Annotated in this window: 23 protein-coding genes; 8 read left to right on the plus strand and 15 right to left on the minus strand. The window is 54.5% G+C overall.

Annotation, left to right across the window (positions count from 1 at the left end; all coding sequences use genetic code 11):
- Nucleotide 1 precedes the first annotated feature (1 nt).
- From ACOSDR_RS16610 to ACOSDR_RS16640, 7 genes are all read right to left on the minus strand, one after another.
- Nucleotides 2-544: a hypothetical protein gene (locus ACOSDR_RS16610; RefSeq protein ID WP_420731948.1), complete on the minus strand. Its 543-nt coding sequence runs from the start codon at nt 542-544 to the stop codon at nt 2-4.
- 180 nt (nt 545-724) lie between these two features.
- Nucleotides 725-1,579 carry an ABC transporter permease gene (locus tag ACOSDR_RS16615; protein ID WP_420725290.1) on the minus strand — a complete coding sequence of 285 codons (855 nt, stop codon included), beginning with the start codon at nt 1,577-1,579 and terminating at the stop codon, nt 725-727.
- A 5-nt stretch (nt 1,580-1,584) separates the two neighbouring features.
- Nucleotides 1,585-2,850 (minus strand): ABC transporter permease, encoded by a 1,266-nt coding sequence (locus ACOSDR_RS16620; protein WP_420725289.1) that lies wholly within the window; start codon nt 2,848-2,850, stop codon nt 1,585-1,587.
- A gap of 136 nt (nt 2,851-2,986) precedes the next feature.
- The gene (locus ACOSDR_RS16625; RefSeq protein WP_420725288.1) at nt 2,987-4,087 is read right to left on the minus strand and encodes an extracellular solute-binding protein; all 1,101 of its coding nucleotides are present in this window, start codon (nt 4,085-4,087) and stop codon (nt 2,987-2,989) included.
- Between the two features lie 97 nt (nt 4,088-4,184).
- On the minus strand, nt 4,185-5,273 hold the full coding sequence (locus ACOSDR_RS16630; RefSeq protein ID WP_420725287.1) for an ABC transporter ATP-binding protein: 1,089 nt from the start codon (nt 5,271-5,273) through the stop codon (nt 4,185-4,187).
- A gap of 409 nt (nt 5,274-5,682) precedes the next feature.
- Nucleotides 5,683-6,894 (minus strand): 5-aminolevulinate synthase, encoded by a 1,212-nt coding sequence (hemA, locus tag ACOSDR_RS16635; RefSeq protein ID WP_420725286.1) that lies wholly within the window; start codon nt 6,892-6,894, stop codon nt 5,683-5,685.
- Nucleotides 6,895-7,038: 144 nt separating this feature from the next.
- Complete coding sequence (locus ACOSDR_RS16640) at nt 7,039-8,421, minus strand: aspartate aminotransferase family protein (protein ID WP_420725285.1); 1,383 nt, start codon at nt 8,419-8,421, stop codon at nt 7,039-7,041.
- 241 nt (nt 8,422-8,662) lie between these two features.
- Here ACOSDR_RS16640 and ACOSDR_RS16645 point away from each other — a divergent pair, with 241 nt between their 5' ends.
- Together ACOSDR_RS16645 and ACOSDR_RS16650 are read left to right on the plus strand one after the other, a co-directional pair.
- A complete protein-coding gene (locus tag ACOSDR_RS16645; protein ID WP_420725284.1) occupies nt 8,663-9,589 on the plus strand; it encodes a ribokinase in 927 nt (308 codons plus the stop codon).
- A gap of 106 nt (nt 9,590-9,695) precedes the next feature.
- Nucleotides 9,696-11,393, plus strand: coding sequence for a hypothetical protein (locus ACOSDR_RS16650; RefSeq protein WP_420731949.1), 1,698 nt, complete (start codon nt 9,696-9,698; stop codon nt 11,391-11,393).
- A 22-nt stretch (nt 11,394-11,415) separates the two neighbouring features.
- Here the strand turns inward: ACOSDR_RS16650 and ACOSDR_RS16655 are convergent, their stop codons facing one another.
- The 5 genes from ACOSDR_RS16655 to efp all read right to left on the minus strand — a co-directional run bounded on the left by ACOSDR_RS16655 (nt 11,416) and on the right by efp (nt 16,686).
- Complete coding sequence (locus ACOSDR_RS16655; RefSeq protein WP_420731950.1) at nt 11,416-12,711, minus strand: peptidoglycan -binding protein; 1,296 nt, start codon at nt 12,709-12,711, stop codon at nt 11,416-11,418.
- A 64-nt stretch (nt 12,712-12,775) separates the two neighbouring features.
- On the minus strand, nt 12,776-13,924 hold the full coding sequence (locus tag ACOSDR_RS16660; RefSeq protein WP_420731951.1) for a flagellar motor protein MotA: 1,149 nt from the start codon (nt 13,922-13,924) through the stop codon (nt 12,776-12,778).
- 61 nt (nt 13,925-13,985) lie between these two features.
- Entirely contained in the window at nt 13,986-15,131 is a 1,146-nt protein-coding gene (locus tag ACOSDR_RS16665; protein WP_420731952.1) for an OmpA family protein, read from the minus strand.
- Nucleotides 15,132-15,289: 158 nt separating this feature from the next.
- Nucleotides 15,290-16,105: an inositol monophosphatase family protein gene (locus ACOSDR_RS16670; protein WP_420731953.1), complete on the minus strand. Its 816-nt coding sequence runs from the start codon at nt 16,103-16,105 to the stop codon at nt 15,290-15,292.
- A 14-nt stretch (nt 16,106-16,119) separates the two neighbouring features.
- Nucleotides 16,120-16,686 carry an elongation factor P gene (gene efp / locus ACOSDR_RS16675; protein WP_420725278.1) on the minus strand — a complete coding sequence of 189 codons (567 nt, stop codon included), beginning with the start codon at nt 16,684-16,686 and terminating at the stop codon, nt 16,120-16,122.
- A 129-nt stretch (nt 16,687-16,815) separates the two neighbouring features.
- On the opposite strand from efp, the gene epmA reads away from it, so the two are divergent.
- Together epmA and sthA are read left to right on the plus strand one after the other, a co-directional pair.
- Entirely contained in the window at nt 16,816-17,871 is a 1,056-nt protein-coding gene (gene epmA, locus ACOSDR_RS16680; RefSeq protein WP_420731954.1) for an EF-P lysine aminoacylase EpmA, read from the plus strand.
- Nucleotides 17,872-17,952: 81 nt separating this feature from the next.
- Entirely contained in the window at nt 17,953-19,350 is a 1,398-nt protein-coding gene (gene sthA / locus ACOSDR_RS16685; protein ID WP_420725276.1) for a Si-specific NAD(P)(+) transhydrogenase, read from the plus strand.
- Here the strand turns inward: sthA and ACOSDR_RS16690 are convergent.
- Both ACOSDR_RS16690 and ACOSDR_RS16695 read right to left on the minus strand, forming a co-directional pair.
- Nucleotides 19,347-19,688, minus strand: coding sequence for a DUF2794 domain-containing protein (locus ACOSDR_RS16690; RefSeq protein ID WP_420725275.1), 342 nt, complete (start codon nt 19,686-19,688; stop codon nt 19,347-19,349). The two genes, sthA and ACOSDR_RS16690, sit on opposite strands and share 4 nt — an antisense overlap.
- 253 nt (nt 19,689-19,941) lie before the next feature.
- Nucleotides 19,942-20,301, minus strand: coding sequence for a hypothetical protein (locus ACOSDR_RS16695; protein ID WP_420725274.1), 360 nt, complete (start codon nt 20,299-20,301; stop codon nt 19,942-19,944).
- A 232-nt stretch (nt 20,302-20,533) separates the two neighbouring features.
- On the opposite strand from ACOSDR_RS16695, the gene ACOSDR_RS16700 reads away from it, so the two are divergent.
- Genes ACOSDR_RS16700 through ACOSDR_RS16715 form a run of 4 tightly spaced genes read left to right on the plus strand, consistent with a single transcriptional unit; the run spans nt 20,534 to nt 24,479 of the window.
- Nucleotides 20,534-21,184, plus strand: coding sequence for a tetratricopeptide repeat protein (locus ACOSDR_RS16700; protein WP_420731955.1), 651 nt, complete (start codon nt 20,534-20,536; stop codon nt 21,182-21,184).
- A gap of 49 nt (nt 21,185-21,233) precedes the next feature.
- Complete coding sequence (locus tag ACOSDR_RS16705) at nt 21,234-22,577, plus strand: PQQ-binding-like beta-propeller repeat protein (RefSeq protein WP_420725272.1); 1,344 nt, start codon at nt 21,234-21,236, stop codon at nt 22,575-22,577.
- 45 nt (nt 22,578-22,622) lie between these two features.
- Nucleotides 22,623-24,038, plus strand: a complete 1,416-nt coding sequence (gene der / locus ACOSDR_RS16710; RefSeq protein ID WP_420731956.1) for a ribosome biogenesis GTPase Der — start codon at nt 22,623-22,625, stop codon at nt 24,036-24,038.
- A 15-nt stretch (nt 24,039-24,053) separates the two neighbouring features.
- The gene (locus ACOSDR_RS16715) at nt 24,054-24,479 is read left to right on the plus strand and encodes a hypothetical protein (RefSeq protein WP_420731957.1); all 426 of its coding nucleotides are present in this window, start codon (nt 24,054-24,056) and stop codon (nt 24,477-24,479) included.
- Nucleotides 24,480-24,485: 6 nt separating this feature from the next.
- On the opposite strand, the gene ACOSDR_RS16720 is transcribed toward ACOSDR_RS16715, so the two are convergent.
- Complete coding sequence (locus tag ACOSDR_RS16720; RefSeq protein ID WP_420731958.1) at nt 24,486-25,073, minus strand: TetR/AcrR family transcriptional regulator; 588 nt, start codon at nt 25,071-25,073, stop codon at nt 24,486-24,488.
- Nucleotides 25,074-25,129: the final 56 nt, after the last annotated feature.

Here is a 25,129-nt window from a genome sequence, read left to right on the forward strand (position 1 = left end):
ATCAACTCACAGAGAGTTTTTTAAGAGCCGACTCTAACCAGGTGATGCGCCGGTCGGCCTGTTCAATGTCAATTGCCAGCCAGTCTGCGATGGGATGTTCCCCGAATTCTTTGACCAGCTCTGCGGCACGGGCACGTTCGGTACGGACGATATCACTCAACAGGTCCAATTGGTCTTCCTGTGCCTCTTTTGGCAGATAGGTAAGAAACCGCAGTTTCAGTAGCAGTACCAAACGCCCGACATCATTTATCGGTGCTCTCAGTTGCGCACTCATCAGGTCTTCAAAAAGGCTGCGACCGGACTCCGTAATACGCAAAAGGGCGCGTTCATCATTTTCCGCATGTTCAACTGCGTCGGCCAACCCCTCTATTCGCAACAATTCCAGCGAGGACCCCAACAGATCCAGAGAGGGGCCTACGATACGTTGGGTGAAGAAACGAATTTCAGTCGCCAGATCGCCATAGCGGCAATCCTTTTCCATCAATGCGCCCAGGGCGAGCAGTCGGACCGCTTCGCCAGGGACCAAACTTCTATCGCCATACATCAGCATACTTTCTATTAGTTGCGAGTCGCTCGCAACAGACTTAAGGCCTTCGCCGCAGAAAATCCAGAAATGATTTTCGCAATGCGTCCAATACGATGGAACGCTATCCAAATGCCTTAGGAACAGCAATGCGGATTGCTGACAGTCAGCGCATTTTATGATGCAGTTACTCGGTGCAAATTACCCTGGTGACATGCCCCGCAACCGCTCGGAACGGCGACGTAACAGTTCCAGCGTGCTGAGCAGCAGGATGGATATCGCGATCAGCACGGTTGCAACGGCCAGAATGGTCGGGGATATCTGCTCCCGCAGGCCCGTGAACATCTGCCAGGGTAAGGTTTTCTGTCCTGCCGATCCAACGAATAGCACGACCACAACCTCGTCAAAGGAGGTGATGAAGGCAAACAGGCCACCGGAGATAACACCGGGCAGGATCAGGGGCATCTGAACCTTAACGAAAGTTGTGACCGGATTGGCCCCCAGACTGGCAGCCGCCCGAACCAGACTTCGGTCGAAACCAACCAGCGTGGCCGTGACGGTAATGATAACAAAGGGCGTTCCCAGGGCGGCATGCGCCAGAACCACGCCCCAATAGGTGCCCTGCAGGCCGATGCGGGAATAAAAGAAATACATGCCTGCAGCAGAGATAATCAGCGGCACGATCATCGGCGAAATCAGGATCGCCATGATCGCCCCTTTGAATGGGACATGCTGTTGTGACAGGCCAATTGCAGCCAGGGTGCCAAGACCGGTGGACAGCAATGTCGCCATTGGGGCAATGCGCAAACTGTTCCCCAATGCGCCCTGCCAATCGGAATTGGTGAAGAAGTCATTGTAGTGCTTCAACGAATAGCCGTCTGGATCCAATGCCAGCATTGCTTTGGTAAAGGTGAAAAAGTCTTCAGCGTTAAAGCTGAGCGGTACAATCACCATGATCGGCAACATCAGGAAGATGAAAATCAAGGTACAGATCGTCCGGAACCCGTAGTGCCAGGCAATTTGCGCCGATGATGCGTAGGGAGGAAGAGCAGCCATTGATTTTACCCCAGAGCCACGTTGTCGATGCCCACGATCTTATCGTAGAGCCAATAGAACACGAGAATCAGTGCCAGCAGAATAACGCCAAGCGCTGCAGCCAGTCCCCAGTTCAGCGAAGAAGAAATGTGGTAAGCGATCCGGTTTGAGATAAAGATCCCCGAGGTGCCCCCAACCAGTTCCGGTGTGATGTAGTAACCAATAGACAGGATAAAGACCAGAATAGCCCCCGCCCCGATTCCTGGAATTGAATTGGGGAAGTAAACTTTCCAGAAGGCCGTCCAATCATTTGCCCCCAGAGATTTCGCCGCCCGGACATAGGAGGGAGATATCGTCTTCATGACCGAATAAAGTGGCAAAATCATAAAGGGTAGCAGGATATGGGTCATCGCAATGATCGTCCCGAACTGATTATACATCAGTTCAAGTCGATTCTGATCGTCCAATATTCCAATGGAAACCAACAGATCATTGATAACCCCCTGTTGCTGCAACAGCACGATCCAGGAGGATGTGCGCACCAGCAACGATGTCCAGAACGGCAGCAGGACCAGAATCAACAACATGTTGGATGTGCGCATCGGCAGGTTCGACAGCAAAAAGGCAATTGGATATCCTAACAGAACGCAGGTCAGGGTAATCGTGAAGGACAGGACCAGCGTGCGGACGAACAATGTCAGATATATGCGCTCGTTCTCCGGGACCAGTTCAATGCCGTCTGGCGTCAGTTCCGCATCGGCGGCAGACAGAAAATACCCGGAGGTGTAATTGCCGGAAAAACGATGGATCGTCTGCCAGATTTCTACATTGCCCCAGTCCTTATCGATCGCGAGGAACTGTTCTTTGTAATTGCCAGGTTCCATCCGGTCTACCCGGCGGCCCGTTTTTCGGAACAGGCTGGAAACGCCGGGCGCTTCATAGTTCAGGCGCTGGCCCACACGGGTGTGGATTTTTTGTTCAGCGGCGATAACAAGATCGGCATGCATTGCCGCAAACACGGCTTCGCCTGGCGCTTCATTCGAGGCAGGATCCCACTCCTGAAGGGCGACAACGGTTTTCGGCAGGGTATCTGGTACGATGGAGTTTTCGACAGACCGGAACAACATATCCGCAATCGGCGCAATGAAGCTGATGACAACGAATATCAGCAGCGGGGCGATCAGCATCAGGGCGCGAATTTTCTGGCGCCGCAGCGCACGTGCTAAACTGACTTTCAGCGGCACACCATCTGCGGAAATTACTCCGGCATTACTTGCCTGTGCGTTACTCATCGTCATCCCCCATTCACGCTGAACCGATTACGCCAAACCCAACCAACACTCAGTAAAATCAAAATTTACAAAAAAATAAAAATCATCTGAAAGGAACAAACTGTCGGGGACGGCGCTCCGCCCCCGACAATAGGCATTACTGAGCCAACCATGCCTGGAATTTAGCATCCAGATCATCGCGGTTATCAGCCCACCACTCGTAGTTATACAGCAGTGTGTTCTTGGCGTTGTTCGGATCGGTCGGCATATGCGGGGCCATTTCGATGCCCAGTTCTGCATGCTTACCAACCAACGGTGCCGAAGACTTACGCGCCGGGCCGTAAGAGATATACTTGGCCTGATCCGCAAGACGCTGCGTATCGGTGGCAAAGTAGATATAGTCCATAGCGCGCTTCAGGCGGTCTTCAGGCAGACCAGCCGGAACGATCCAGCCGTCCAGGTCAAATACCTGCCAGTCCCACAGCATTTTAACCGGCTGCTTCTGTTCTTCGATGACAGAGAACAGACGACCGTTATAGGTCGAACCGATTACCGCTTCGCCATCGGCGAGGCGCTGGGGCGTTTCTGCACCGGCAGACCACCAGATCACGTCGTCACGGATCGTGGCGAGTTTAGCCAATGCCTGCTCAACGCCTGCATCGGTGGACAGCACGTCATAGATCTTGTCTGGTGCAACACCGTCACACAGCAGGGCCCATTCGACGTTGTTGATCGGGCGCTTTTCCAGGCTGCGTTTGCCGGGGAAGGTTTTGGTGTCGAAAACGGCACACAGGTCTTCCGGCTCTTTGCCGCCCCATTCGGCGACATCGGTGCGATAGCCAAAGGTCGTCGAATAAACGATCTGTGGGATATAGCAGGGGGAGACCAGCAATTCGCCAAAGTCTTCAGAAGCCGGGGTGCCGTCTGGCGCAGGGGCCAGATCCTTGTCCGGATCGATTTCAATGGCCAGGCCTTCATCGCACAGACGGATTGCATCCGCTGCAACGACGTCAACGACGTCCCAGGTGATGTTTCCCGCTTCCGCCATGGCGCGCATTTTGGCCACGGCTTCGTTAGAGCTTTCATCGTTGATGATGTTCACATCGGGATTAAGCTTCATGTAGGGATCGTGATACGCCGCCTGCTGAGAGGCAGAGTAGGCTCCGCCCCAGGACACAATGGTCATATCTTCTGCTTGTGCAGAAGACATCGCCATCAGTGCCGCGGCTGCGGTAGCAAGGGTATACATGGATTTCATGGATTACTCCCTGGTTTAGCTGTTTCATGTCGTCCGAGTTTCGAGAACTCGAATTCGTCTCGGACGGGACGAATCCGATAACGGTTAAATATTTTACCTAGAGCACATCCAGCGCCCGGCAATCCTCTGTGACCCATCCGATCGGGGTAACTTCTCCGACTTTCAGGGCTGCGTGAGCATGGCTGTTGGCCACTTTCACAATAAATTCACTGCTGTCGCCCACTTCCATCCGGCACCGGATGTGGTCGCCCAGGTAAATCAGTTCGACGACCTTACCTGACATCTTATTGGGGACATCTTCATCGCCCAGAATAACGCGCTCGGGGCGGATCGACAGTTGGCTTTTCTCACCAACGCCACCGCATTTGACCGCCAATGCAGCCACCTTGTCGCCGCCGCCATCCAGCGTGACCTGTGCGATATCACCATCGACGGCGGTCACTTTGCCGGTCAGCTTGTTATTCTCACCAATGAATTGCGCAACAAAGGCATTCTCTGGCTTTTCATACAGGACTTCCGGGGCTGCTAACTGCTGCACCACACCATCGTTGAAAACGGCGATCCGGTTAGACATCGTCAAAGCTTCTGATTGGTCATGCGTTACATAAACCACGGACACACCCAAAGATTCATGGATGTGTTTGATTTCAAACTGCATTTCTTCGCGCAGGTTTTTATCCAGCGCGCCCAGTGGTTCATCCATCAGCACCAGATCCGGCTCGAACACCAAAGCGCGCGCAACCGCGACGCGCTGCTGTTGACCACCAGACAATTGCCCAGGACGGCGACCACCAAAATCATCCAATCGCACCATTCCCAAGGCACGCTTAACCTTTGCGTCTGAATCCGACTTGTTCATCCCGCGTACTTTCAACGGAAAGGCCAGGTTCTCAGCGACGCTCATATGCGGGAAAAGGGCGTAGTTCTGGAACACCATACCAATGCCGCGCTTGTGTGGGGGCACATTGTTGATGGGGCTGCCATTCAGATAGATTTCGCCATTCGTTGCCGGCTCAAACCCCGCCAGCATCATCAGACAGGTCGTCTTTCCGGACCCCGATGGGCCCAGCATTGTAAGAAATTCGCCACGTTCAATATCAATATTGAAGTTTTTTACGACGAGCGTCTCCCCATCATAGCTTTTCTGGACGTTCTCAAACCGAACGATGTAGTCGTCCTTATCCATAGCTGCCCTCACCCCTTCAAAACAAAAATTGGTAGCAGTTGCGCAGAAGCTCAGGCCCGCGCACGACCGACGCGGTCATGTTGATAGTGGTTGAATTGCTGTGTGGTTTGGCAAAGCTCAAACCTACCCCCAAACTGTTGCAAACGTACCGACACTCAAACGCAAACGCATTTGTTGCTATATTTTCCGGTCGTTTTAACCCGTCCTTGGACGGGGTATCCCTGTCGACGAAATGGATCGTGAAAGTTGCCCATTCCTTAACCACTTGAAGCCTAACGCGTTGTGAACCGAATTGAAAAGCCCTAATTTCCCGAACATTGAAACTTTTGCGTCATATATTTTAATAATTCCGTCAAATCTGTGTATATTTATGGTGCGGCGCAAAAAAATGCAATTCGGTTTTGGTTAATTAAGCGGCGCGTTTCAAATCCAACGCACCCCAGACATCGACCAGAGCGTCGGTCAATTTGGCGATAGCAGCGTCATCATGATAGGGCGTTGGTGTCAGTCGAAGACGTTCCGTGCCGCGATCCACTGTTGGATGATTAATGGGTTGTACATACAGGCGGTGTCGTTCCATCAACAGGTCGCTTGCCCGTCGACAGGCGACAGGGTCCCCAACCAGGACCGGAACGATGTGGGTCACAGACGGCATAACCGGCAAGCCAGCTTTTAACAGGGATGCCTTCAGGGCTGCCGCGCGGTCCTGATGCTGATCCCGCAGGTTTTGAGAGGCCCGGACAATCTGAATGCTTTTGCGGGCGGCAGCGGCCACGCTGGGGGGCAGGGCCGTGGTGAAAATGAATCCATTGCCAAAGGACCGGACGAAATCCACCAGGACGGCAGATCCGGCAATGTAACCGCCGATAACGCCAAAGGCCTTGCCTAACGTGCCTTGAATGATGTCCACACGATCCATCACGCCGTCGCGTTCGGCGACACCGGCCCCTGTCGGGCCATACATGCCAACTGCGTGGACCTCGTCCAGAAAGCTCAAAGCATTGTGGCGTTCACAGACATCCAGGATTTCGGCAATGGGGGCAATGTCACCATCCATTGAATAGACGGATTCAAAGGCAACCAATTTGGGGGCGGCCGGGTCGTCCATCAGGATCAGCCGTTCCAGATCCGCGGGGTCATTGTGCTTCCAGACCCGCTTTTCAGCCCTGGAGTGACGAATGCCCTCAATCATGGAATTGTGGTTCTTTGCATCAGAATAGATGATACAGCCAGGAATGCTGCGCGCCAGCGTCGACAAAACCGTCATGTTGGCGACATAGCCTGAGGTGAATATCAGGCCCGCATCCTTGCCGTGCAGCGATGCCAGTTCTTCTTCCAACAATACATGCAGGTGATTGTTGCCAGAGATGTTTCGGGTTCCCCCTGCGCCGGTCCCATGGGTCTGCACTGCTTTCACCATTTCGGCGATCACATCGGGGTGCTGGCCCATGCCCATATAGTCATTTGAACACCAGACGGTGATGTCGTCCCGCGATCCAGACACGTGCTTCAGCGCCGACGGAAAATGACCTGCACGACGTTCCAATTCCGCGAAAATGCGGTAATCACCGCGCGCTTTCAGTGCGTTAAGCTTCTCACTGAAAAATGCATCATAATCCATTGGGTGCCTTTCCCTAATCGCTGACACGGCCGATACCACTGCCATATCGTACCCAGCCTGGGGTCAAATAGTCTCTCCAGGCGCGTTACATAACTGTTACGCCGACAAAAGTCCCTTGGTAAGGGTGTCGCAGGTGCACCGATCTCAGGCAGCCGCCTTTGACAGCGATTGCTCAACTTCATTCAAGGCTGTGCCAAAGCGGCTCAGCATTTCATCGATTTCCGCCTTGCTGATAATCAATGGCGGGGAGAAGGCCAGCGTATCGGTTGGCATGCTGCGCAAGATCAGACCATGCTCTTGGGCCGCCATCATCACCTTTGCGCCAACGGCCAGGCTGGGCTCGAAGCTTTTCTTACTCGCCTTGTCCGCCACAAGCTCAATCGCGCCGATCAGACCGACACCGCGCACTTCGCCGACCAAGGGATGATCGGCAAATTCACGCAAGCGCGCTTGCAGATAGGGACCGACTTCCCGGATATGGGTCAGGATGTCGCGTTCCTCATATATATTCAGGGTTTCCAGCGCGACAGCCACGGCGGCTGGATGTCCTGAATAGGTATAGCCATGACCGAAAGTTCCAATCTTGTTGGAATTCTGTGACACGGCGGACGCAATTTTCTCATTCACCATCAAGGCGGAAATTGGCAGATAGGCAGAGGACAGCGCCTTTGCGACGGTCATCATGTCGGGCTGAATGCCAAATGTTTCGGACCCGAACATATTGCCTGTGCGCCCAAAGCCACAGATCACCTCATCGGCCAACAGCAGAATGTCGTACTTTTTCAGGATCGGCTGAATTTTCTGAAAATAAGTGCGGGGCGGAACAATCACGCCACCTGCCCCCATAACCGGTTCTGCAAAAAAGGCGGCAACGGTTTCCGGGTCTTCTTCCAGAATGCGCTTTTCAAGGTTTTCGGCCAGTCGGGTCGCGAAATCCTCTTCGCTTTCGCCTTCATGGGCGAACCGATAGTGATGCGGGCAATCGACATGCATGATGTTTTCAATCGGCAGGTCGAAATCCCGATGATTGAAAGGCAGGCCGGTCAGGCTGGCGGTTGCGACGGTCACGCCATGATAGCCCTTAAGGCGCGCCAGGATTTTCTTCTTCTTCGGCTTGCCGATGGCATTGTGATAATACCAGATCAGCTTTACAGCCGTATCATTGGCCTCAGAACCGGAATTGGCGAAAAACACCTTGTCCATATTTCCGGGCACCATGCCGCACAGACGCTCTGCCAGATCGATGGCGGGGGTGTGCGTTTTATGGGTGAACAGGTGATAATACGGCAATTCCTGCATCTGCTTCGTTGCGGCATCGACCAGGCGCTGCTCCCCAAAACCAAGCGATGTGCACCACAGGCCAGCCATGCCCTCGATATACTGTTTGCCCGCATCATCTGTGACCCAGACGCCAGACGCCTTCTCAACGATCAACGGCCCGATTTCCTTGTGCTTCTCCATATTTGTATAGGGATGCATCACGTATTTGATGTCACGGGCGGCGGGGGAGTTGACGAGGTCTGACATGGATAAAGTCCCGAGTTTGTCCAGAGTGGCGACAATCATTGCGCAACAGCTCTGGATATGTGATCACAAGGCGCGAATACTATACCCCTGAAAAACCATCGGCAACCCGGCTGAACCAGATCGGGCAATGGAAATCCGCACTCTTCCAAGCTGCGTCAAATTGGCGTAGTAAGGAAGAGATAGATACGGTCGGCGCAGATCGGCAAAACAAAAAGTATGAACAGCGGAAAGGGGTGGAGGCGTGATTGTCGTCTTCGGATCGGTAAATATTGACATAGAAATGCGGGTGCAACGCCTGCCGCGCCCTGGGGAGACCTTGCTGACGCGCGATTATCTGATGACGCCGGGCGGAAAAGGGGCCAATCAGGCGCTGGCAGCAGCCAGAGGCGGCGCAGAGGTCCATCTGATCGGAATGGTTGGAAACGACAATTTCGGATCATTCGCTTTGGATTTATTAAATGAACAGGGCGTGGATGTCGCCAATGTTGGCGAAGCGGTGGATCAGCATACTGGCTGTGCAACAATCTGGGTCGATGATTCCGGCGAAAACAGCATCATCGTCGGCGCCGGCGCCAATATGGCCACAACGGCCTCTCAGGTTCCGGATGCTGTTCTTAATGAGTCCACAGTGCTGTTGATGCAGATGGAAGTTTCGCCGACGGAAAACTGGGCCCTGGTAAAGCGCGCCAAGGCCCAGGGTGCCCGCATTCTATTAAATGTTGCGCCTGCCGCCATGGTGCCAGAGGAAATCCTGAAAGCCGTCGATTATCTGGTGGTCAATGAGCTGGAAGGCCAGACCGTCGCGAAAGAGGTTGGTCTGGGGGTTGAACAGGCGACCCGTGTGCCGCGCGCATTGGCTAGCCGCTATGGGCTGACCTGCATTCTGACACTGGGCGGTGCCGGGCTGTTATGCTTTGGGGCTGACGGGGGCTGGTCAATACCCAGCCTGCCAGTGGCCGCCATCGATACCACAGCCGCGGGCGATGCCTTTGTCGGCAATCTCGCCGTTGCGCTGGATCAGGGCATGGATATAGAACAGGCCCTGCGATGGGGCTCTGTCGGGGCTGGCCTGAGCTGCACCAAAGAGGGCGCACAATCCGCAATGCCGCATCATGATGACGTGCTCGCAAATCTGGATCGTCTGCCCGCCAGTCGCAGATTGAGTTAGCTGGATCAGGGAGCGCTCGAAACAGATTACCCGTGACGTTGACTTAAAGTAGTAGTTCTGGTACATTTCTCCTTGATGGGTGCTGAGGGTTTTCCTTTCGGGGGGCATGATGAAAGAACTTGTTTCCTATCTTTTCGGTGTGGAAAGCACTCTCGCTTTGCTCGCTTTTCTAGTTTTTATGGGCATCTTGTTTTGGTTGTTGCTGAGACGATACGCTAAGATTTCTGGCGATGTTGAGTTGCTTTCATGGTTTAGCATGTTGACCAATGTCTGGACGAAACGGCATTGGTATCTGGGCACATTTTTGGTCTATTTCGCAGCTTATGCGATTTGTTTTCGGTTCATCCTCGAACAATCTGATCTTCTTTACGAAAAAGTCCCATCAGACGAATGGGCCAGTTTTATCGAAAACTTAGGCGTTCCAGGTGGGAAATACTTGGCTTATGCGTTAAGGGTGCCCGAGTTTTTTGGGCCTACAATTGCGTTTGTTGCTGTATTTTCGGTTTTGAAGTTTGGGGGCGGTTTTGACCGTTGGTTGCGCAGTAAGATCCAACAATTTGCCGCTATTCCAAAGAAAGTTCAGGTGTACCGAAAAATTGTAGCGTCATCCAACATCGACCTTGGGTCTGATGTCGACATAGCCGACAGATTGAAGGTGCCTCTTCGTCAACATTTCGGCACGCCAATTGATGAATCCAAGCCACTGGGGAGCGTTTTGCGCCGCTATACGCAGTTTGTTATCATTGTTGAATCCTGGAAAGATTCAGCGAACATTTTCCATGATTTTTGGGAAGCGCACCGAAGCAAGATACAAGAAACATGCTCTGAAGGGTATGATACGACGACGATGGATTTCGCTAATGCGCTAACCAACCACGAACAATTTAACTATCCGCCACCGGATGTTAATGAGTGGGAGGAAAAACTTCAGAACGAAATAAACAAAATAATGCTAATTATTTCAGCGGGTTTAATAAAATTAGTAAATTCCGGTGAGTCAGTATTTAGTATTTTAAGTAAAGTTGGGATTGAAGGGCACATTTTATTAAATCACGTTGTGAGAGTAAAAAAAGAGCGCACCAAGGAAATCGTCTCCTTCTCAATTTTCTTCTCCTATATTGCGTATTATTTTATTTTAGTTGGTGTTATATCGATTCTTAGTCTGTTTGGTGTTGACGCGATCCCTGATGAGGGTATTGGGCCTAAGACAATGATTGTTTGGCCCTCGCTTTTGGTTGCGTTTCTTTTCTCTATCGCATTCTTTCCTGTATATGTCGCGTTACGGCGCATGGAGATAAATGTGGAAACTCAGGACAGCTTGTTTATTGATCGACCGTCCTGGTCGGATTGTGCCGTTTCTCTGGTCCTGTCTAGCGTATCATTTGTACTATTATCTGCTGTAATTTTGGGATTGTCAGCTTTTCTATTGCATGGAGGATTTCTGGAGTTTCGAGAGGAAATGTGGAACCTTCTTCCATTTACACTGATCGTCGGGTCGGTTTCGGCGAGTTTTACTTTTTTACTTGAAAAGAAAACCGAAAGCACTGCGATGACAGTGCCGGAGACCTGCGGATTTGGTGCCCTGCTGATGCTCTCTACCTGCTTGGTACTTACTCTGAAGCGGCTAGCGCTTTCACAAGCTTCATCGCCTGAATTTCAGCAGATTTTTGCAGAATCGGCAGTAATTCGTGAAGTTTTCATTTCCGCAGCATTGTGCATCATCGGTGTTTTTATGGTTATTTGGTCGGTTTTACGGGAATACCGTCGGGGGAATAACGCCCTTCCGGCGCATATTCAGACATAAATTTATAGCGAATTGCGTGTTCTTAGCGATTGGTGAACTTCATTTCGATGCGGCGGTTGCGGCGGAGGGCTTCGTCGCTGTTTCCAGTATCCAGGGGCTGATATTGGGCAAAGCCTGCTGCGGACATCCTGTTCGGGTCGATACCGCGGCTTTCCAGGAATTTCACCACTGAAATCGCCCGGGCTGTCGACAATTCCCAGTTTGACGGGAATTGCGCGGTTCTGATCGGAATCTTATCGGTATGACCATTGACTTGCAGGACCCAGTCAATATCGGACGGGATCCGTGCGGCGATTTCTTTTAGCGTATCGGCAAAGCTGATCAACTGGACCTGACCGGCCGGGCCCAATTCGGCCTGGCCCTGTTCGAACAGGACTTCTGATTGGAAGACAAAGCGGTCCCCAACGATGCGGATGTCGCTGCGATTGCCCAGGATTTCGCGCAGCTTCCCAAAGAATTCAGAACGATAGCGCGCCAGTTCCTGAACCTTTCCGGCCAGGGCGACATTCAGACGTTTGCCCAGATCGACGATCTGTGACTGTTGCGCCGCGTCGCGCGCCTCTGAGACTTCCAGCAGCTTATTCAATTCCGCGATCTGGTCATTCAAGGCCTGAATCTGGTCGTTCAACAGCGCGGTTTCAGCCCGTGCGGCGACCAGATCCTTTTGCTTGTCATCCAGTTTCAGCGCCTCATTGGCCAGTCGCCCCTGCAATTCGTCCCGCAGGGAGATCAGGGCTTCAACTTCGCGCTCAAGCTTGGCCAGATCGCTCAGTTGCGCCTGGATTTTTTCCTTATCGGCGTCGATTATTTTATAGGCGTCTTCCAGTTCTTTTGAGACCTGTTCCCGCTCTGACTCCAGGGATTCAAGCCGGGTTCGCGCCTCATTCAGGTCTTTTTGCACAGCGGCCGTTTCATCATTTTTAACGGTAAGGCGGCTCAGAAGGTCGCGGTTGTTGTTGTTTGCGGCATCCAGTTCTGATGCCAGCGACGCATTCTCGCCGCGCAATTGAAAGATCTGGGATTCCAACGCGTCCTGACGCTGCAGCGATGCGCGCAATTGTTCGGTCACATTGGACAGGTTGGTTCGGATCTCAGCAGAAGACTCCCGCTCCAGAGCCAGCATATCGGCCAATTCCGAAACCCGGTTCTGCAGCCTGTCCAGGGCCTTATCGCGGCCAATGATTTCTTCATTCAGATAAAACTGGGAGACGACAAAGATCATCAAAAGAAAGATGATGACCATCAATAGCGAGGCCAGCGCATCCACAAAGCCGGGCCAGATATCCAGATTGGCGCGTTGTCGACGGGCATATGCCATAGACTATCGGCTCCTCACGCCATCAGATTGTCGGGCAGAATATCGGGAAAACAGTTTGGACGTATTACGCATTACCGCTGTCCTTCAGACCCGCAATCGTGCGGGCCAGAATACGCAACTCACCGCGCAATTCCTGGACCGTTTCGGCACGACCCCGCGCCGTATCTTCCAACAAGCGCGCCAGATGCATATCGATGTTGCGGATATGGCGGCCGGATTCTGCATCAAAGGCGCCTTTGCCAGACGTTTCTGACAGTTTGACAAGCACATCTTTCAGGCCCTTTTGCCCCTCTGCCAGGCGCAGCATCAGGTCATGTTCGGTGCGCATCGTGTCGACCAGGGTCGACAGCTTTTCGTTCAGCAGGCCGAAATCCTGTTGTGATGATTGGCGGTTTTCTTCGGCCCGCGCCATGGTGCGTTGCAGGCTTTCCAGGCTGTCGGCCGTTTGCTCAAGCAGGGCCTGAATGTAAACCGGCACGGATTGATCGCCATCGCCACCGATGGAACCACCCCCGATGCGCGTCAGGCTGGATAACCAATCTTCCAATTCATTGTAGAAACGGTTCTGTGCTTGTCCCGCCTGTAGGGCCAGGAAGCCCAGGATCAAAGATCCGGCCAAGCCGAACAGAGACGAAGAAAACGCCGTGCCCATGCCAGACAGGGGTGTTTGCAAGCCCTGTTTCAAATTCTCAAACGCGCCGGCAACATTGTCAGAGGCAAGATCAAGGCCACTGATAACGCCGCCAACGCTTTGGACTGTGTCCAACAGGCCCCAGAATGTGCCCAACAGGCCCAGGAAGACCAGCAGTCCGACCATATACCGGCCGGTTTCGCGACTTTCATCCAGCCTGGCCCCGACACCATCCAGAATTGTCTGCATCCCGCCTGCGGAAATGTGCAACTGCCCGCGTTCGCTGCGCTTGGTCAGCAGCGTTGCGGCAGACGCCATTAAGCGGGGTGCTGCTTCGGTATGCTGGTAGCCATTTTCAAAGCTCAGCCGAAAGCGCTGGATCCAGTTCGTCTCTGCAAATAATCCGGCCACGGTTCGGAAGGCGTGGACGATACCAATCACCAGAACGCCCAGAATAACCCCATTGATCACGGCATTTGCCAGAAAGGCATCCATCAGGGTTGGATAGATCAGAAAGACACCGATGGCGATGATGATAAGAAAGATGCCCATACGTATAAGAAACGGGGTTGGTGTACTCATTGTTCGCCATCTCGCTTTCTAAAGATACGGTTGGGTCCACTATTCTTGAGTCTGGAATGCCTTAAGCACCCGATACGATCAGGTCTACGCGATTCTTCGGTCGATCGGGACTTTCATCCTTCGTCCCAAGCGCTTGAACCGTCATCCGGCGACTGTCTATGCCCTGTTTCAGCAGATAGGTGCGCACGGCAAGCGCCCGGAACAGCGACAGGCGTCGCGGTTTGCTCTGTGCTTCGCCGATTGGCTCAGAATATCCCAGTAATTTCAATGTCAGGCTTTCGTTGCCTTTCAACTCTTCAGCCAGTTCCGCTAAGGCGGTTTCGGCGGCACTGGGCAGGTCTTGTGAATCCCGGCTGAACAGGACGCTCAGACCATCATTGTTTTTCATGACGCCAGACGAATCCACTGCGGTCAGGTCAACCGATGCCACCTGGGGCTCTTCTGCCGCAGCAGGTTGGGCCGGCGCAGATTGTGCCGGGGCAGGCTCTGGCGTGATTGCGGGGGCAGGCGGTGGGGAAGCTGGCGCTGGCGTGGCGGCCTGTTCTTCGGTCTGGGTCGCAGTGGGGGCCGGCGCAGGGGAGGGTTCAACCGCTGCGGTTTGAGGTGCTTCTATTGTGGAGGCCGGAGGCGCTTCAGGGGCAGGCTGGGGGACCGCGGGTTTCGGCGCAGGTTCTGCGGCGATCTGCGGCTTGGGTGGCGGTGACGCTGGCGTTGGGGCGGGTGTTGCGGCCTTTGCCGGTTTTGGCAAGGGCAGGGACGGCACAGGTGGTGGCGTTGCAGCAACGCTATTCCCGGACCCGGACGGGGCATTTGGAACCAGCAAGGTCGATTGCGGTGCCTGGCTAGGCGGCGGCGCCAGACCGGCGGCCGGGGCTGGTTGTGGTTTTGTCGACATAGGCTTTGGTGGCGCTGTCTGAGAGATCACAGGGGGGGCAGCGGGGGTTGCAAAGCTGGGTGCCTGCAGCGGGGCTGGCCCGCCTTTAAGCTTGTCGATCACAGACAAATTCACGGTCACGGAGTCGTTTGAATTTGCTTCCCCCCGAAAATAAGCCTGCTGTGCCTGTGCCGATGTCAGCATGGTCGACAGCATCAGCGCGGCCAATCCCACAGTCCCGCCGGAAAGTCGCCAAAATTTAGGCTGACGCCAAAAACGGGGCAGGGCGTGCCGGTTCACACAGGGGCTGACATCTTTCATAGGATCGCTCACAGTTGTCGCTCTTGCACAATGATATGGTGCTGTCCCGCTCTTTTTTGAGGGGGCGTCACCTGATCGACAAGACCATAGCGTGAGCCGGGGGCGCGGGACAACCGCCCAAAACAGGCAACCGGCGCTCAGAAACAGATTAAATTGACACCAAAAGCGCGTTAGGCGTCTTCCGCGGGCGATGATTTTTTCAGCATCGACAGCAGTTTGCGCTGTAATTGTTCATTGCTGGCGACGATTTCCGGGCTGTTGAAGGTATAGGCGCGCCCCTTGATATCCGTAACGAAACCGCCCGCTTCCTTGACGATTACAATACCGGCCGCAACGTCCCAGGGGCTCAACCCCCGTTCCCAGAACCCATCAAAGCGCCCTGCTGCGACATAGCACAGATCCAGGGATGCCGTACCCCATCGGCGCACACCAGCCGTCTCACTCATAGCGGTTTGCAGATGGCGTGTGAATTTTATGTGATCGTCGGTTTCTTTCCCGATATGCGGAATACCGGTCCCCAACACGGCGTCATGCAGGTTCTGGCGGGCGGAAACACGAATGCGCCGGTCATTGACATAGGCACCTTTGCCTTTGTCGGCCCAAAACAGCTCATCCTTGATCGGGTCATAGACCACGCCTGCGATCAATTCGCCGTTTTCTTCGTATCCGATGGAAACCGCCCAATGGGGCAATCCATGCAGAAAATTCGTCGTGCCATCCAGGGGATCGATTATGAAACGCTTTGTTGGATCATCCCCGATCTTGCCACCGGATTCTTCCGCCAGGATTCCCGCTTCCGGGCGGGCGCGGGTCAGTTCCTCAATGATCGTCCGCTCTGCTTTTTGATCGGCGGTGGAGACGAAATCGCCCGGTCCCTTGCGGGATACCTGCAATTGCTCCACCTCTCCGAAATCGCGCACCAGCATGCGACCGGCCTTTTCGGCGGCCTTGGTCATTACGTTTAAATGCGCAGAGCGAATTAGCATATCAGATCAAATCCTTAGTCTTTGGCGCGTTCGACGTAAGAACCGTCCAATGTGTTAACAACAATACGTGTGCCGGCATCGATATGCGGCGGCACCAAGGTGCTGACGCCATTCGACAGTTTGGCGGGCTTATAGGAAGAAGACTGTGTCTGGCCTTTTACGACCGGGTCGGCTTCGACCACTTCCAGGGTGACCTTGCCCGGCAGCGTGGCAGAGATTGGGGCCCCTTCATAGGTCTTGATTTGGACCGTCATGTTTTCCTGCAAAAAGGGAACCTGATCGCCCAGCACAGCGTGTTCGACTTCCATTTGTTCGAAGGTTTCGCCATCCATAAAGTGCAGCTTTTCGCCGTCGTCATACAGGAAGGTATAGTCGGTTTCGAACAGGTCGGCGCTTTCCACGGCTTCCTGGGTGCGATACCGCAGGCTGGTCTTGGTGCCGGTGCGCGCGTCGCGGGCTTCGATCTGGGCGACAGATGCGCCCTTGCCCGGCTGGTTGATCTCGTTCTTAATCACGACCAAGAGCTTGCCATCCTGCAGGAAGGCATTACCCGGCCGAAGGTTGATCGCGTTGACTTTCATGATTTCACTTCCTTTGTCATGGAGCGCACTGACGCGCCCCGAATCGCGCGCCTGTCTATCACCAGCGGACGGACTGAGCAACCGCAGAGACGCGCCAGGCAAAACCACGGCGCGGTTGAAAGGCATCCTATGACCGATCCGTGGTGGGCTTCGGCCTCTTTGGCAAAACGGCGAGACAATTTGGCGCTGCGCGGGCGGGCGAAATCGGCTCTGGCCGACTGGTTCCAATCGGCGGGATTCGTAGAAGTGGAAACACCCGCCCTACAAATCTCCCCAGGGCTGGAACCCCACCTGGCTGCGTTTGAAACCCGGCTGTTGGCCGCAGGCCATTACGGCAGCGATGATCCAGGCCAGCCATACTATCTGCATACCAGCCCGGAATTTGCGATGAAGAAGCTGCTGGCAGGCGGGATGGAGAAGATCTGGCAGCTTTGTCCTGTCTATCGCAATGCCGAAGGGTCCCCCACCCACAGCCCGGAATTCAAGATGCTGGAATGGTATCGCACGCAGGCAGGGTATGAGGAGTTGATGTCTGATGCCCAGACACTGATTGGTGCGCTGGCAACGGCCTGTCATGTCTCTGGCCTGCGGCGGGGGAATCGACACAGTGATCCAATGGGGCCCTTTCTCCGGCTGACGGTGGCGGAGGCCTTTACGGAATATTGTGGTCATGACCTGACCGCGACGATCTCAGAAAACCCACAATCTCCACCTGTCGCGCCCCTGATCGAAACCGCCAATCGATTGGGGATTCGGGTGGCTGGGGATGACAGTTTCGATGATGTCTTCTTCCGCCTGATGGACGCCCGGATTGAACCGCATCTGGGGGATGGCGCCCCATGCTTCCTGATCGATTATCCCATCAGCATGGCAGCCCTGGCCCGTCCGAAACCCGACGATCCAATCTGGGCGGAACGGGTAGAGCTTTATGCCTGTGGCGTGGAACTGGCGAATGGCTTTGGCGAATTGACTAATGCGGATGAACAGCGACGAAGATTTCAGGCCGATATGGACCTGAAGGCGCATCTCTATGGTCATCGCTATCCAATCGATGAAGATTTCCTGACCGCTGTCGCCACCATGCCCCCCGCAGCCGGCATGGCACTGGGTTTTGACCGATTGGTCATGCTGTTGGCGGGTGCGGATCGGTTGGATGACGTGCTGTGGGCGCGGGTCTCTTCTTGACCAGACATAGCCTTGCCCTGCATCGCGTTTCCTGCCACAAATTTGCTGCAGTGCGGAACGCTGTTTGGGGGATTTTACAGAATGAAGCAGCATTATGATCTGATCGTCATTGGCAGCGGACCTGCCGGGCGGCGGGCGGCCATTCAGGCAGCGAAGTTCGGGGCGGATGCTCTGGTGGTGGAAAAGGGCCGACGGGTTGGGGGCGTATCGGTCCATACAGGCACCATTCCTTCTAAAACCCTGCGGGAGACGGTGTTAAATCTGTCGGGGTGGAGAGAACGCGGATTCTATGGGCGTGCCTATCGCGTGAAGGAGGAGATTTCAGCGACCGACCTGCGCCATCGTTTGCTGAAAACCCTGGATCACGAAGTTGAAGTGCTGGAACATCAATTTGCCCGCAATAAGGTGACGACAATTCCCGGTCACGCCAAGTTCATTGAGCCCCATAAGATTGAGGTTCAGGGCGAAGATGGAGAAACCCATATTTTCTCTGGGGATCGTTTTCTTCTGGCCGTTGGCACGCGCCCCTTTCGCCCGGATACGATCCCCTTTGACGGTGTCTCCGTTCTGGACAGCGATGAGATTCTTGAAGTGGACCGGGTGCCGCGCAGCCTGACGGTGATCGGGGCCGGTGTGATTGGGGTCGAATACGCGACGATCTTTTCTGCATTGGATGTGCCTGTCACGCTGATTGAAGGGCGCGACACGATGCTGGATTTTGTGGATCGTGAGTTGATTGAGGATTTTACCCACCAATTGCGGGACCGGGGCATGGTTCTGCGGCTGGGCTGTTCTATTGAATCGGTCGCGGTTTCCGGCCCCAGCGTCATCGCGCATTTGAAGGGCGGTCGGGTGGTGAAATCCGACATGCTGTTATTCGCCGCCGGACGGGAAGGGGCGACCGACAGCCTGAATTTGGCCGCCGCCGGTTTGACCGCTGACAGTCGCAAACGCCTGAAAGTTGATCCCATAACCTTCCAGACGCAGGTCGCCCATATCTATGCGGCCGGCGACGTGATCGGTTTTCCCAGCCTGGCCTCAACGTCGATGGAGCAGGGGCGAATCGCGGCCTGTCATGCGTTGGGCAAGCCGATGCAGGACCCGCCTGACTATTTTCCCTATGGTATTTATGCCGTGCCGGAAATCTCAACCGTCGGCATGACCGAAGAGGAAGTGCAGGAACGGGGAATACCCTATGAATGCGGTATCGCCAGATTCCGGGAGACATCGCGCGGCCACATTATGGGGCTGGATGCAGGCATGATGAAGATGATCTTTTCCCTCAAGACCCATCGTCTGCTGGGCGTTCATATCTGTGGGGAGGGGGCGACGGAACTGATCCATATCGGACAGGCCGTGCTGAACCTGAAAGGGACCCTGGAATATTTCGTCGAAAATACGTTCAACTATCCGACCCTGGCCGAAGCCTATAAGATCGCCGCCCTGGATGCCTGGAACCGTATGCCGGATCGAGCTTAATTCTGTATCAGCCGCACGGGTTTATCGAAGGTTTTTAGGGCTTCGGATAACTCCCTGCATCGTTTCAAGGTTTGTCGACCAGACCGGACGATGAATTCGAAATGTTTTCCATTGCGCCGTTTCGCAACGGCAAACAGCGGCGTTTCATGGGTGTGACGAAAAATAGAAAACACGGCGACGGGGCCATTGAAGTCGATGGCATAGTCGCGCCATTCGCCGGTGGAAACCCGGACGGAATACATCGCCAGTAATTGTCGCAATTCGCCTTGATCGAAATAGGTGCGCTGTTTCCCGCCGCCGCGCCGCCGGTATTCGGAAAAATCGATCAGCTCTGTCATCAGCCTCGTATCCGTAACCTCAAGGAACCCTCAGCCTAGCCCATTTTTAACCGGTCACGGAAGTGTCAAATTTCAGAAATGAGAAATCGATGACGGGGTAATGATACCGAATGCTTTTTGAGTTCATGCGTATCCATGGTGCCTGCCGCTCTGGACCCCGGATCAGGGTCCGGGGTAACGATTTGCCCCCATCCGTCGTTATACCCGCGACGGCTGGTAATCAGAGTCATGCGTATCCATGGTGCCTGTCGCTCTAATTAATCTCTTGCTGGTCATAGCCATAGGGGTCGGGCTCTGCGAAGCAGTTTACATTGCCAAGCGTTCGATAGCAGAAAACCGGCGCTTCAATGACTTCTTCCCGGGGCGCCCGGCACAGGGGGCCTTTGTCGCGGCTCTTCCGGATCGTATCGCAATCCTGCCCGGTGACCGCACTGGCGATAAGGTCTGACGGGGTCTTGTCTTCGTTGATGATCACCGCCGTGGTAACCGCCGCAACACCAAATGGCGTCAGCAGGTCGGACCCGCAGGCACCAAGGGCCATTGGCAGAAAAAGCGCGGCTGCAATACCAAAAGGGGCGGACCTGCGATGGGGTTTCAGCGGCGGCCTGATCATCAATCATGACTCCAATACATTTGCGCGATTAATCATGACCTCTGTGAAGCAAGTTTTGGGCCACCTGCGACGAAATGGGCGCAATGATTGCGATTGGGGTTGGATCACCCTATAAAGCGATGGTTTTTGGGGCGCTTTTATTAAAGGGCATGGATAAAATCGTCCGGCTCGCCTAAATAGGGGCAACAACGCGCGCGTTATGTATATGTACAAACCGGAAAGTGGATAGATCGTGGCCGATATTTTTAATGAAATTGACGAAGAACTGCGTCGGGACAAGGCACAGATCTGGTGGAAACAATACGGTAAATATGTTTTGGCCGTCTGTGTCGTTCTGGTTCTGGGGGCGGGCGCCTATACCTGGTATCAGGATCAGCAGAAATCTGAGATGCGGGCCTTGGCCGATCAATACAGCGCTGCGCAACAGACAGCCAGAACCGGCAGTGATGCTGATGCCCTGAAGGCCTTTGAAGATCTTGCTGCCAAGGCGGGCGAAAAGGGCATTGGTCTTGTCGCGCGGTTCCAGGCAGCAGGCTTGCATATCGAAGCGGGGGATCACGCCGCTGCTGCCACCGCTTTTGAAGCAATTGCAAGCGACAGTGCCGTTGAACAATTGTATCGCGACCTGGCAGACGTCATGGCGATCATGCATTCCGGGATTGCTGGGGGGAGTTCCAACGAGCTGTTGGCGCGGATTGAACCTTTGGCTGCGGATGGCGAACCCTGGCGCTATACGGCGCGCATGGTTGGTGCCTCTCTGGCGTTAACGTCTGGTGATATGGCCTTGGCTCAAGACTATCTGACGAAGGTTGCCGATGATGACGGCGCGCCGACCAGTGCCCGTGGGCAGGCGGCAGAGATTCTTCAGGCTATCAAATCCTGAGGCTGACTCCACAGGCCAATTGCGTCCATGATGTGAAAGTTAGGTAGGCATGAAACAGCAAGCAGTAAGAAAAGCGCATCGTCTGGCCGCATGGATCGTCCTTTCTGGGCTGGTATTCGCGGTGGGCGGATGCAGTTGGTTCGGGGATTCCGAAGCACCGCCGCTGCCGGGCAAGCGTATCTCCATCATGGTACAAGACACTGATGCTGAGCCGGATCCGCGCCTATCGGACTTGCGTGTGAAATTGCCGCCCCCTTACATGAATGATTCCTGGCCTCAAGGCGGTGGGTATCCTGATCATGCGATGCATCATCTAAAATCCAGTGATGAACTGAAGGTTGCGTGGCGCGTTGATATTGGGAGCGGGTCCGATGGAAACCGCCGCTTGCTGTCTGGGCCGATTGTCGCAGAAGGCCGGGTCTATACAATGGATGCCGATTTTGAGGTTCGGGCGTTTGATGCTGAAACCGGGAAGCCGATCTGGGAGTATGAGGCAGAAGTGCCGGATCGGGATGGCGATGCGTTCGGTGGGGGTGTTTCTTACGCCGACCACATGATCTTTGTCACCACGGGATATGCGCATGTTTTCGCCCTGAATGCGCAGACCGGGCAACTGATTTGGGATGCCACTGCGCCGGGCCCGATCCGGGCGGCCCCTTCTGTTGGTGAAGGCAAGGTTCTGGCGATTTCCATAGACAACCGTGTTACCGCGTATAATGCGGATACCGGGGAGTCGATCTGGTTCCATGCAGGTTTCGCCGAAACGGCTGGTCTGTTAGGTGGCGCTAGCGCGGCGATCACGGACCGCACGGCCGTCGTCCCCTATTCATCCGGGGAACTGTTTTCCCTGCGTCTTGCCACCGGAAGACCGAACTGGTCCGACAGTCTGGTATCCGCGCGGCGCAGTGATGCCTTGGCATCCTTGGCGGATATTCGTGCCCGCCCGATTGTGGATCGCGGCATTGTTTATGCGATCAGCCACGGTGGGCGCATGGTGGGCTTTGACTTGGCATCGGGATCGCGTATCTGGGATCGCCGCATAGGTGGGGTGCAAACACCCTGGATCGCCGGGGAATTTTTGTATGTCGTCACCCTGGATCAAACCATTCTGTGCATGACGCGTCAGGGCGGTCGGGTGCGCTGGGCAACGCCCTTGCCTAATTTTGAAGATCCAGAAGATTTGGAAGACCCGATAACATGGGCGGGACCGGTCCTGGTGTCTGATCGCCTGCTATTGGGTAATTCGCTTGGGGAATTGTGGTCCGTATCTCCCTATGACGGGAAACCGTTGGGTCGGATTGATCTGGGGGACCCGATTTATGTGCCGCCGATTGTGGCGAACGGCATTGTCTATGTTCAGACGGATGCTGGTAATCTAATCGCGCTGCGCTGATTATGGCGTCGCGGCGAAACTGCAACCTGTAGAAAGTCATCGGCCATGGCCATTGTCGCCATTGTGGGCCGCCCGAATGTCGGCAAATCCACTTTGTTTAATCGTTTGGTTGGGAAGCGTCTGGCGATCGTAGACGATACGCCCGGTGTCACCCGTGATCGGCGCGAAGGCGATGGCAGTCTGGCCGAATTGCGCTTTCGTATCTTTGATACGGCCGGGTTTGAGGACGCAACCGACGACAGCCTGGAAGCGCGCATGCGCCGTCAGACGGAACGCGCCATTGTTGATGCGGATGTCGCCTTGCTGATGGTGGATGCCCGTGCAGGCATAACCCCGCTGGATGAGCGTTTCGCCAATCTGTTGCGCAAGGGCAAGACACCAATAATCCTGATCGCCAATAAATGCGAGGGCCGCGCCGCGCAGTCTGGGCTGATGGAATCCTTCTCATTAGGGCTGGGGGAGCCGATCGCCTTTTCTGCGGAACATGGCGAGGGGTTGTCAGAACTGTATGATGCCTTGAAGCCCTATGTGAAGGACCGCGCCAAATCCTTGCCGGGCCTTCAAATGCCGGACCTGGATGTTGATCTGGACCCCGATGCTGAAGAAACCGCAGAGGACGAGCGACCGGAAGCAGGCTCGCCCGAACGCCCCCTTCAAATCGCGATTGTGGGGCGCCCGAATGTGGGAAAATCGACCCTGATCAACCGCTATCTGGGTGAAGACCGCCTGTTGACCGGTCCGGAAGCCGGGATCACCCGGGATTCGATTGCCGTAGATTGGGTCTGGAAGGATAAGCATCTGCGCATGGTTGATACGGCAGGCCTGCGTAAGCGTGCCCGTGTCTCTGAAAAGGTTGAGCGTCTATCCGCCGCCGATACCCGCCGCACGATTGATTTCGCAGAGGTCGTCGTGCTGGTGTTGGATGCCGATGATATGCTGGAAAAGCAGGATCTGACGATCGCGCGACAGGTGATTGAGGAAGGTCGCGCCTTGATCATTGCGGCCAATAAATGGGATGCGGTGGAAAACCGCCTTGAGCAGTTACAGAAGCTGAAAGACCGGTTGCAGACATCTCTGACCCAGTTGAAGGGCGTCTCTGTGGTAACGATTTCTGCGTTACAGGGCCGGAATCTGGACAAGCTGCTGGCCGAAGCATTCCGTATCCACAAAATCTGGAACAAGCGAATTTCTACCGCCAAGCTGAATACCTGGCTGGAAGGCATGGTTGCGGCCCATCCGCCACCCCTGGCAAAAGGGCGTCGGATTAAGATCCGCTATATGACCCAGGTGAAAATCCGACCGCCGACCTTTGCGATCTTCGCGTCCCAGGCGGAAAACCTGCCGGAAGCGTATATCCGGTATTTAACCAATGGATTGCGCAGTGATTTTGGAATGGATGGCGTGCCGTTGCGGTTGAATCTGCGCCAGGGCAAGAATCCCTTCCAACCGCAGAAACGATAGGGGATCAGGCAAACAATGCTTTCACATCAGTTCCATAGCATCCGCCAGCTTGTGGTCCGAATTATACTTGCCATGGCCCTAATTGGCTTGGCGGCCTGTGATGCGACGCGGCTGTTTACCCCTACATCGACAGAATTTGATGGGGCCTGGGTTGGCCAGTTAAGTGTCTCGCTCCGCACAGAAGATTGCTATATCGCGCGCGGGGGATTGCGGGTGAAGGTCGAGAATGGTCAGCTGTATGGGGAATTGCGCCTGCCCTTGGGGCGAGGCAACTTCACGGGCACTGTCGCAGAAGACGGCACGGTCGCGGGCATCAAGCTGACGGGTGTCCAGGGTGCCACGGATGCTGAATTCACCGGGACATTCCAAAAGAACACTGCCCAAGGAGAGTGGACCCACAAATATTGTCGCGGCGAATGGGAACTCAAGAAACTGCGGTAAGGGTTTCTAACCTGAGTCTGGCATTAGCAGTTTCTGGTGGGCTTCCAACAAGGCACCCACGTCAAGCGGGTCAATCTCTGCAAAAAGATCATCCCAAATCAGGGACAATATCAACGGGGCGATGATCAGGTGGGGAAAATTCCGAACTGCCGATGACAGGGCCTCCCCACGGTTTAAGGCGCGTTCTATAACGGTATTTAGAACGGCTGTGACTTTGGTGATCACTTCCCGGTGGTAGAAGGTTGCTATGGCGGGGAAATTAGCCCCCTCTTTCAGCACGAGACATATGATGTGTTTCTTTTCAGTTTCCAGAATATCGGTCTGGAAGTCTTGATACACCGTTGCGAGCAGGACAGCGGTTGGAACCTCCGGCAGGTCTGTGATTGATTCTATTCTGGTGATGATAGGTGAAACAGCCTCTAGAATGATTTGTTCAAACAGGTCCTGTTTATCTTTGAAGTGCACATAGATGGTTCCTTTTGCTACACCAGCCCTCTGCGCCACAGTATCCAGTTTTGCAGCATTAAATCCCTCTGCGGCAAAGATATCCAGTCCAGCCTTTAAAATGGCTTCACGGCGTTGATCTGTCGTCATGCGCTGTCTTTTTTGGCTGGCTTTAGGGGACGCGCCGTTCAAGAAAACCTCCATTT

The sequence above is a fragment of the Hwanghaeella sp. 1Z406 genome (assembly GCF_048892425.1).
GTDB lineage: Bacteria > Pseudomonadota > Alphaproteobacteria > UBA8366 > Aestuariispiraceae > Pacificispira.

Coding starts and splice junctions, on each gene's coding strand:
- ACOSDR_RS16610 (WP_420731948.1), bottom strand. CDS start 544: ATGTATGGCGATAGAAGTTTGGTCCCTGGCGAAGCGGTCCGACTGCTC.
- ACOSDR_RS16615 (WP_420725290.1), bottom strand. CDS start 1,579: ATGGCTGCTCTTCCTCCCTACGCATCATCGGCGCAAATTGCCTGGCAC.
- ACOSDR_RS16620 (WP_420725289.1), bottom strand. CDS start 2,850: ATGAGTAACGCACAGGCAAGTAATGCCGGAGTAATTTCCGCAGATGGT.
- ACOSDR_RS16625 (WP_420725288.1), bottom strand. CDS start 4,087: ATGAAATCCATGTATACCCTTGCTACCGCAGCCGCGGCACTGATGGCG.
- ACOSDR_RS16630 (WP_420725287.1), bottom strand. CDS start 5,273: ATGGATAAGGACGACTACATCGTTCGGTTTGAGAACGTCCAGAAAAGC.
- hemA (WP_420725286.1), bottom strand. CDS start 6,894: ATGGATTATGATGCATTTTTCAGTGAGAAGCTTAACGCACTGAAAGCG.
- ACOSDR_RS16640 (WP_420725285.1), bottom strand. CDS start 8,421: ATGTCAGACCTCGTCAACTCCCCCGCCGCCCGTGACATCAAATACGTG.
- ACOSDR_RS16650 (WP_420731949.1), top strand. CDS start 9,696: ATGATGAAAGAACTTGTTTCCTATCTTTTCGGTGTGGAAAGCACTCTC.
- ACOSDR_RS16655 (WP_420731950.1), bottom strand. CDS start 12,711: ATGGCATATGCCCGTCGACAACGCGCCAATCTGGATATCTGGCCCGGC.
- ACOSDR_RS16660 (WP_420731951.1), bottom strand. CDS start 13,924: ATGAGTACACCAACCCCGTTTCTTATACGTATGGGCATCTTTCTTATC.
- ACOSDR_RS16670 (WP_420731953.1), bottom strand. CDS start 16,105: ATGCTAATTCGCTCTGCGCATTTAAACGTAATGACCAAGGCCGCCGAA.
- efp (WP_420725278.1), bottom strand. CDS start 16,686: ATGAAAGTCAACGCGATCAACCTTCGGCCGGGTAATGCCTTCCTGCAG.
- epmA (WP_420731954.1), top strand. CDS start 16,816: ATGACCGATCCGTGGTGGGCTTCGGCCTCTTTGGCAAAACGGCGAGAC.
- sthA (WP_420725276.1), top strand. CDS start 17,953: ATGAAGCAGCATTATGATCTGATCGTCATTGGCAGCGGACCTGCCGGG.
- ACOSDR_RS16690 (WP_420725275.1), bottom strand. CDS start 19,688: ATGACAGAGCTGATCGATTTTTCCGAATACCGGCGGCGCGGCGGCGGG.
- ACOSDR_RS16695 (WP_420725274.1), bottom strand. CDS start 20,301: ATGATCAGGCCGCCGCTGAAACCCCATCGCAGGTCCGCCCCTTTTGGT.
- ACOSDR_RS16705 (WP_420725272.1), top strand. CDS start 21,234: ATGAAACAGCAAGCAGTAAGAAAAGCGCATCGTCTGGCCGCATGGATC.
- der (WP_420731956.1), top strand. CDS start 22,623: ATGGCCATTGTCGCCATTGTGGGCCGCCCGAATGTCGGCAAATCCACT.
- ACOSDR_RS16715 (WP_420731957.1), top strand. CDS start 24,054: ATGCTTTCACATCAGTTCCATAGCATCCGCCAGCTTGTGGTCCGAATT.
- ACOSDR_RS16720 (WP_420731958.1), bottom strand. CDS start 25,073: ATGACGACAGATCAACGCCGTGAAGCCATTTTAAAGGCTGGACTGGAT.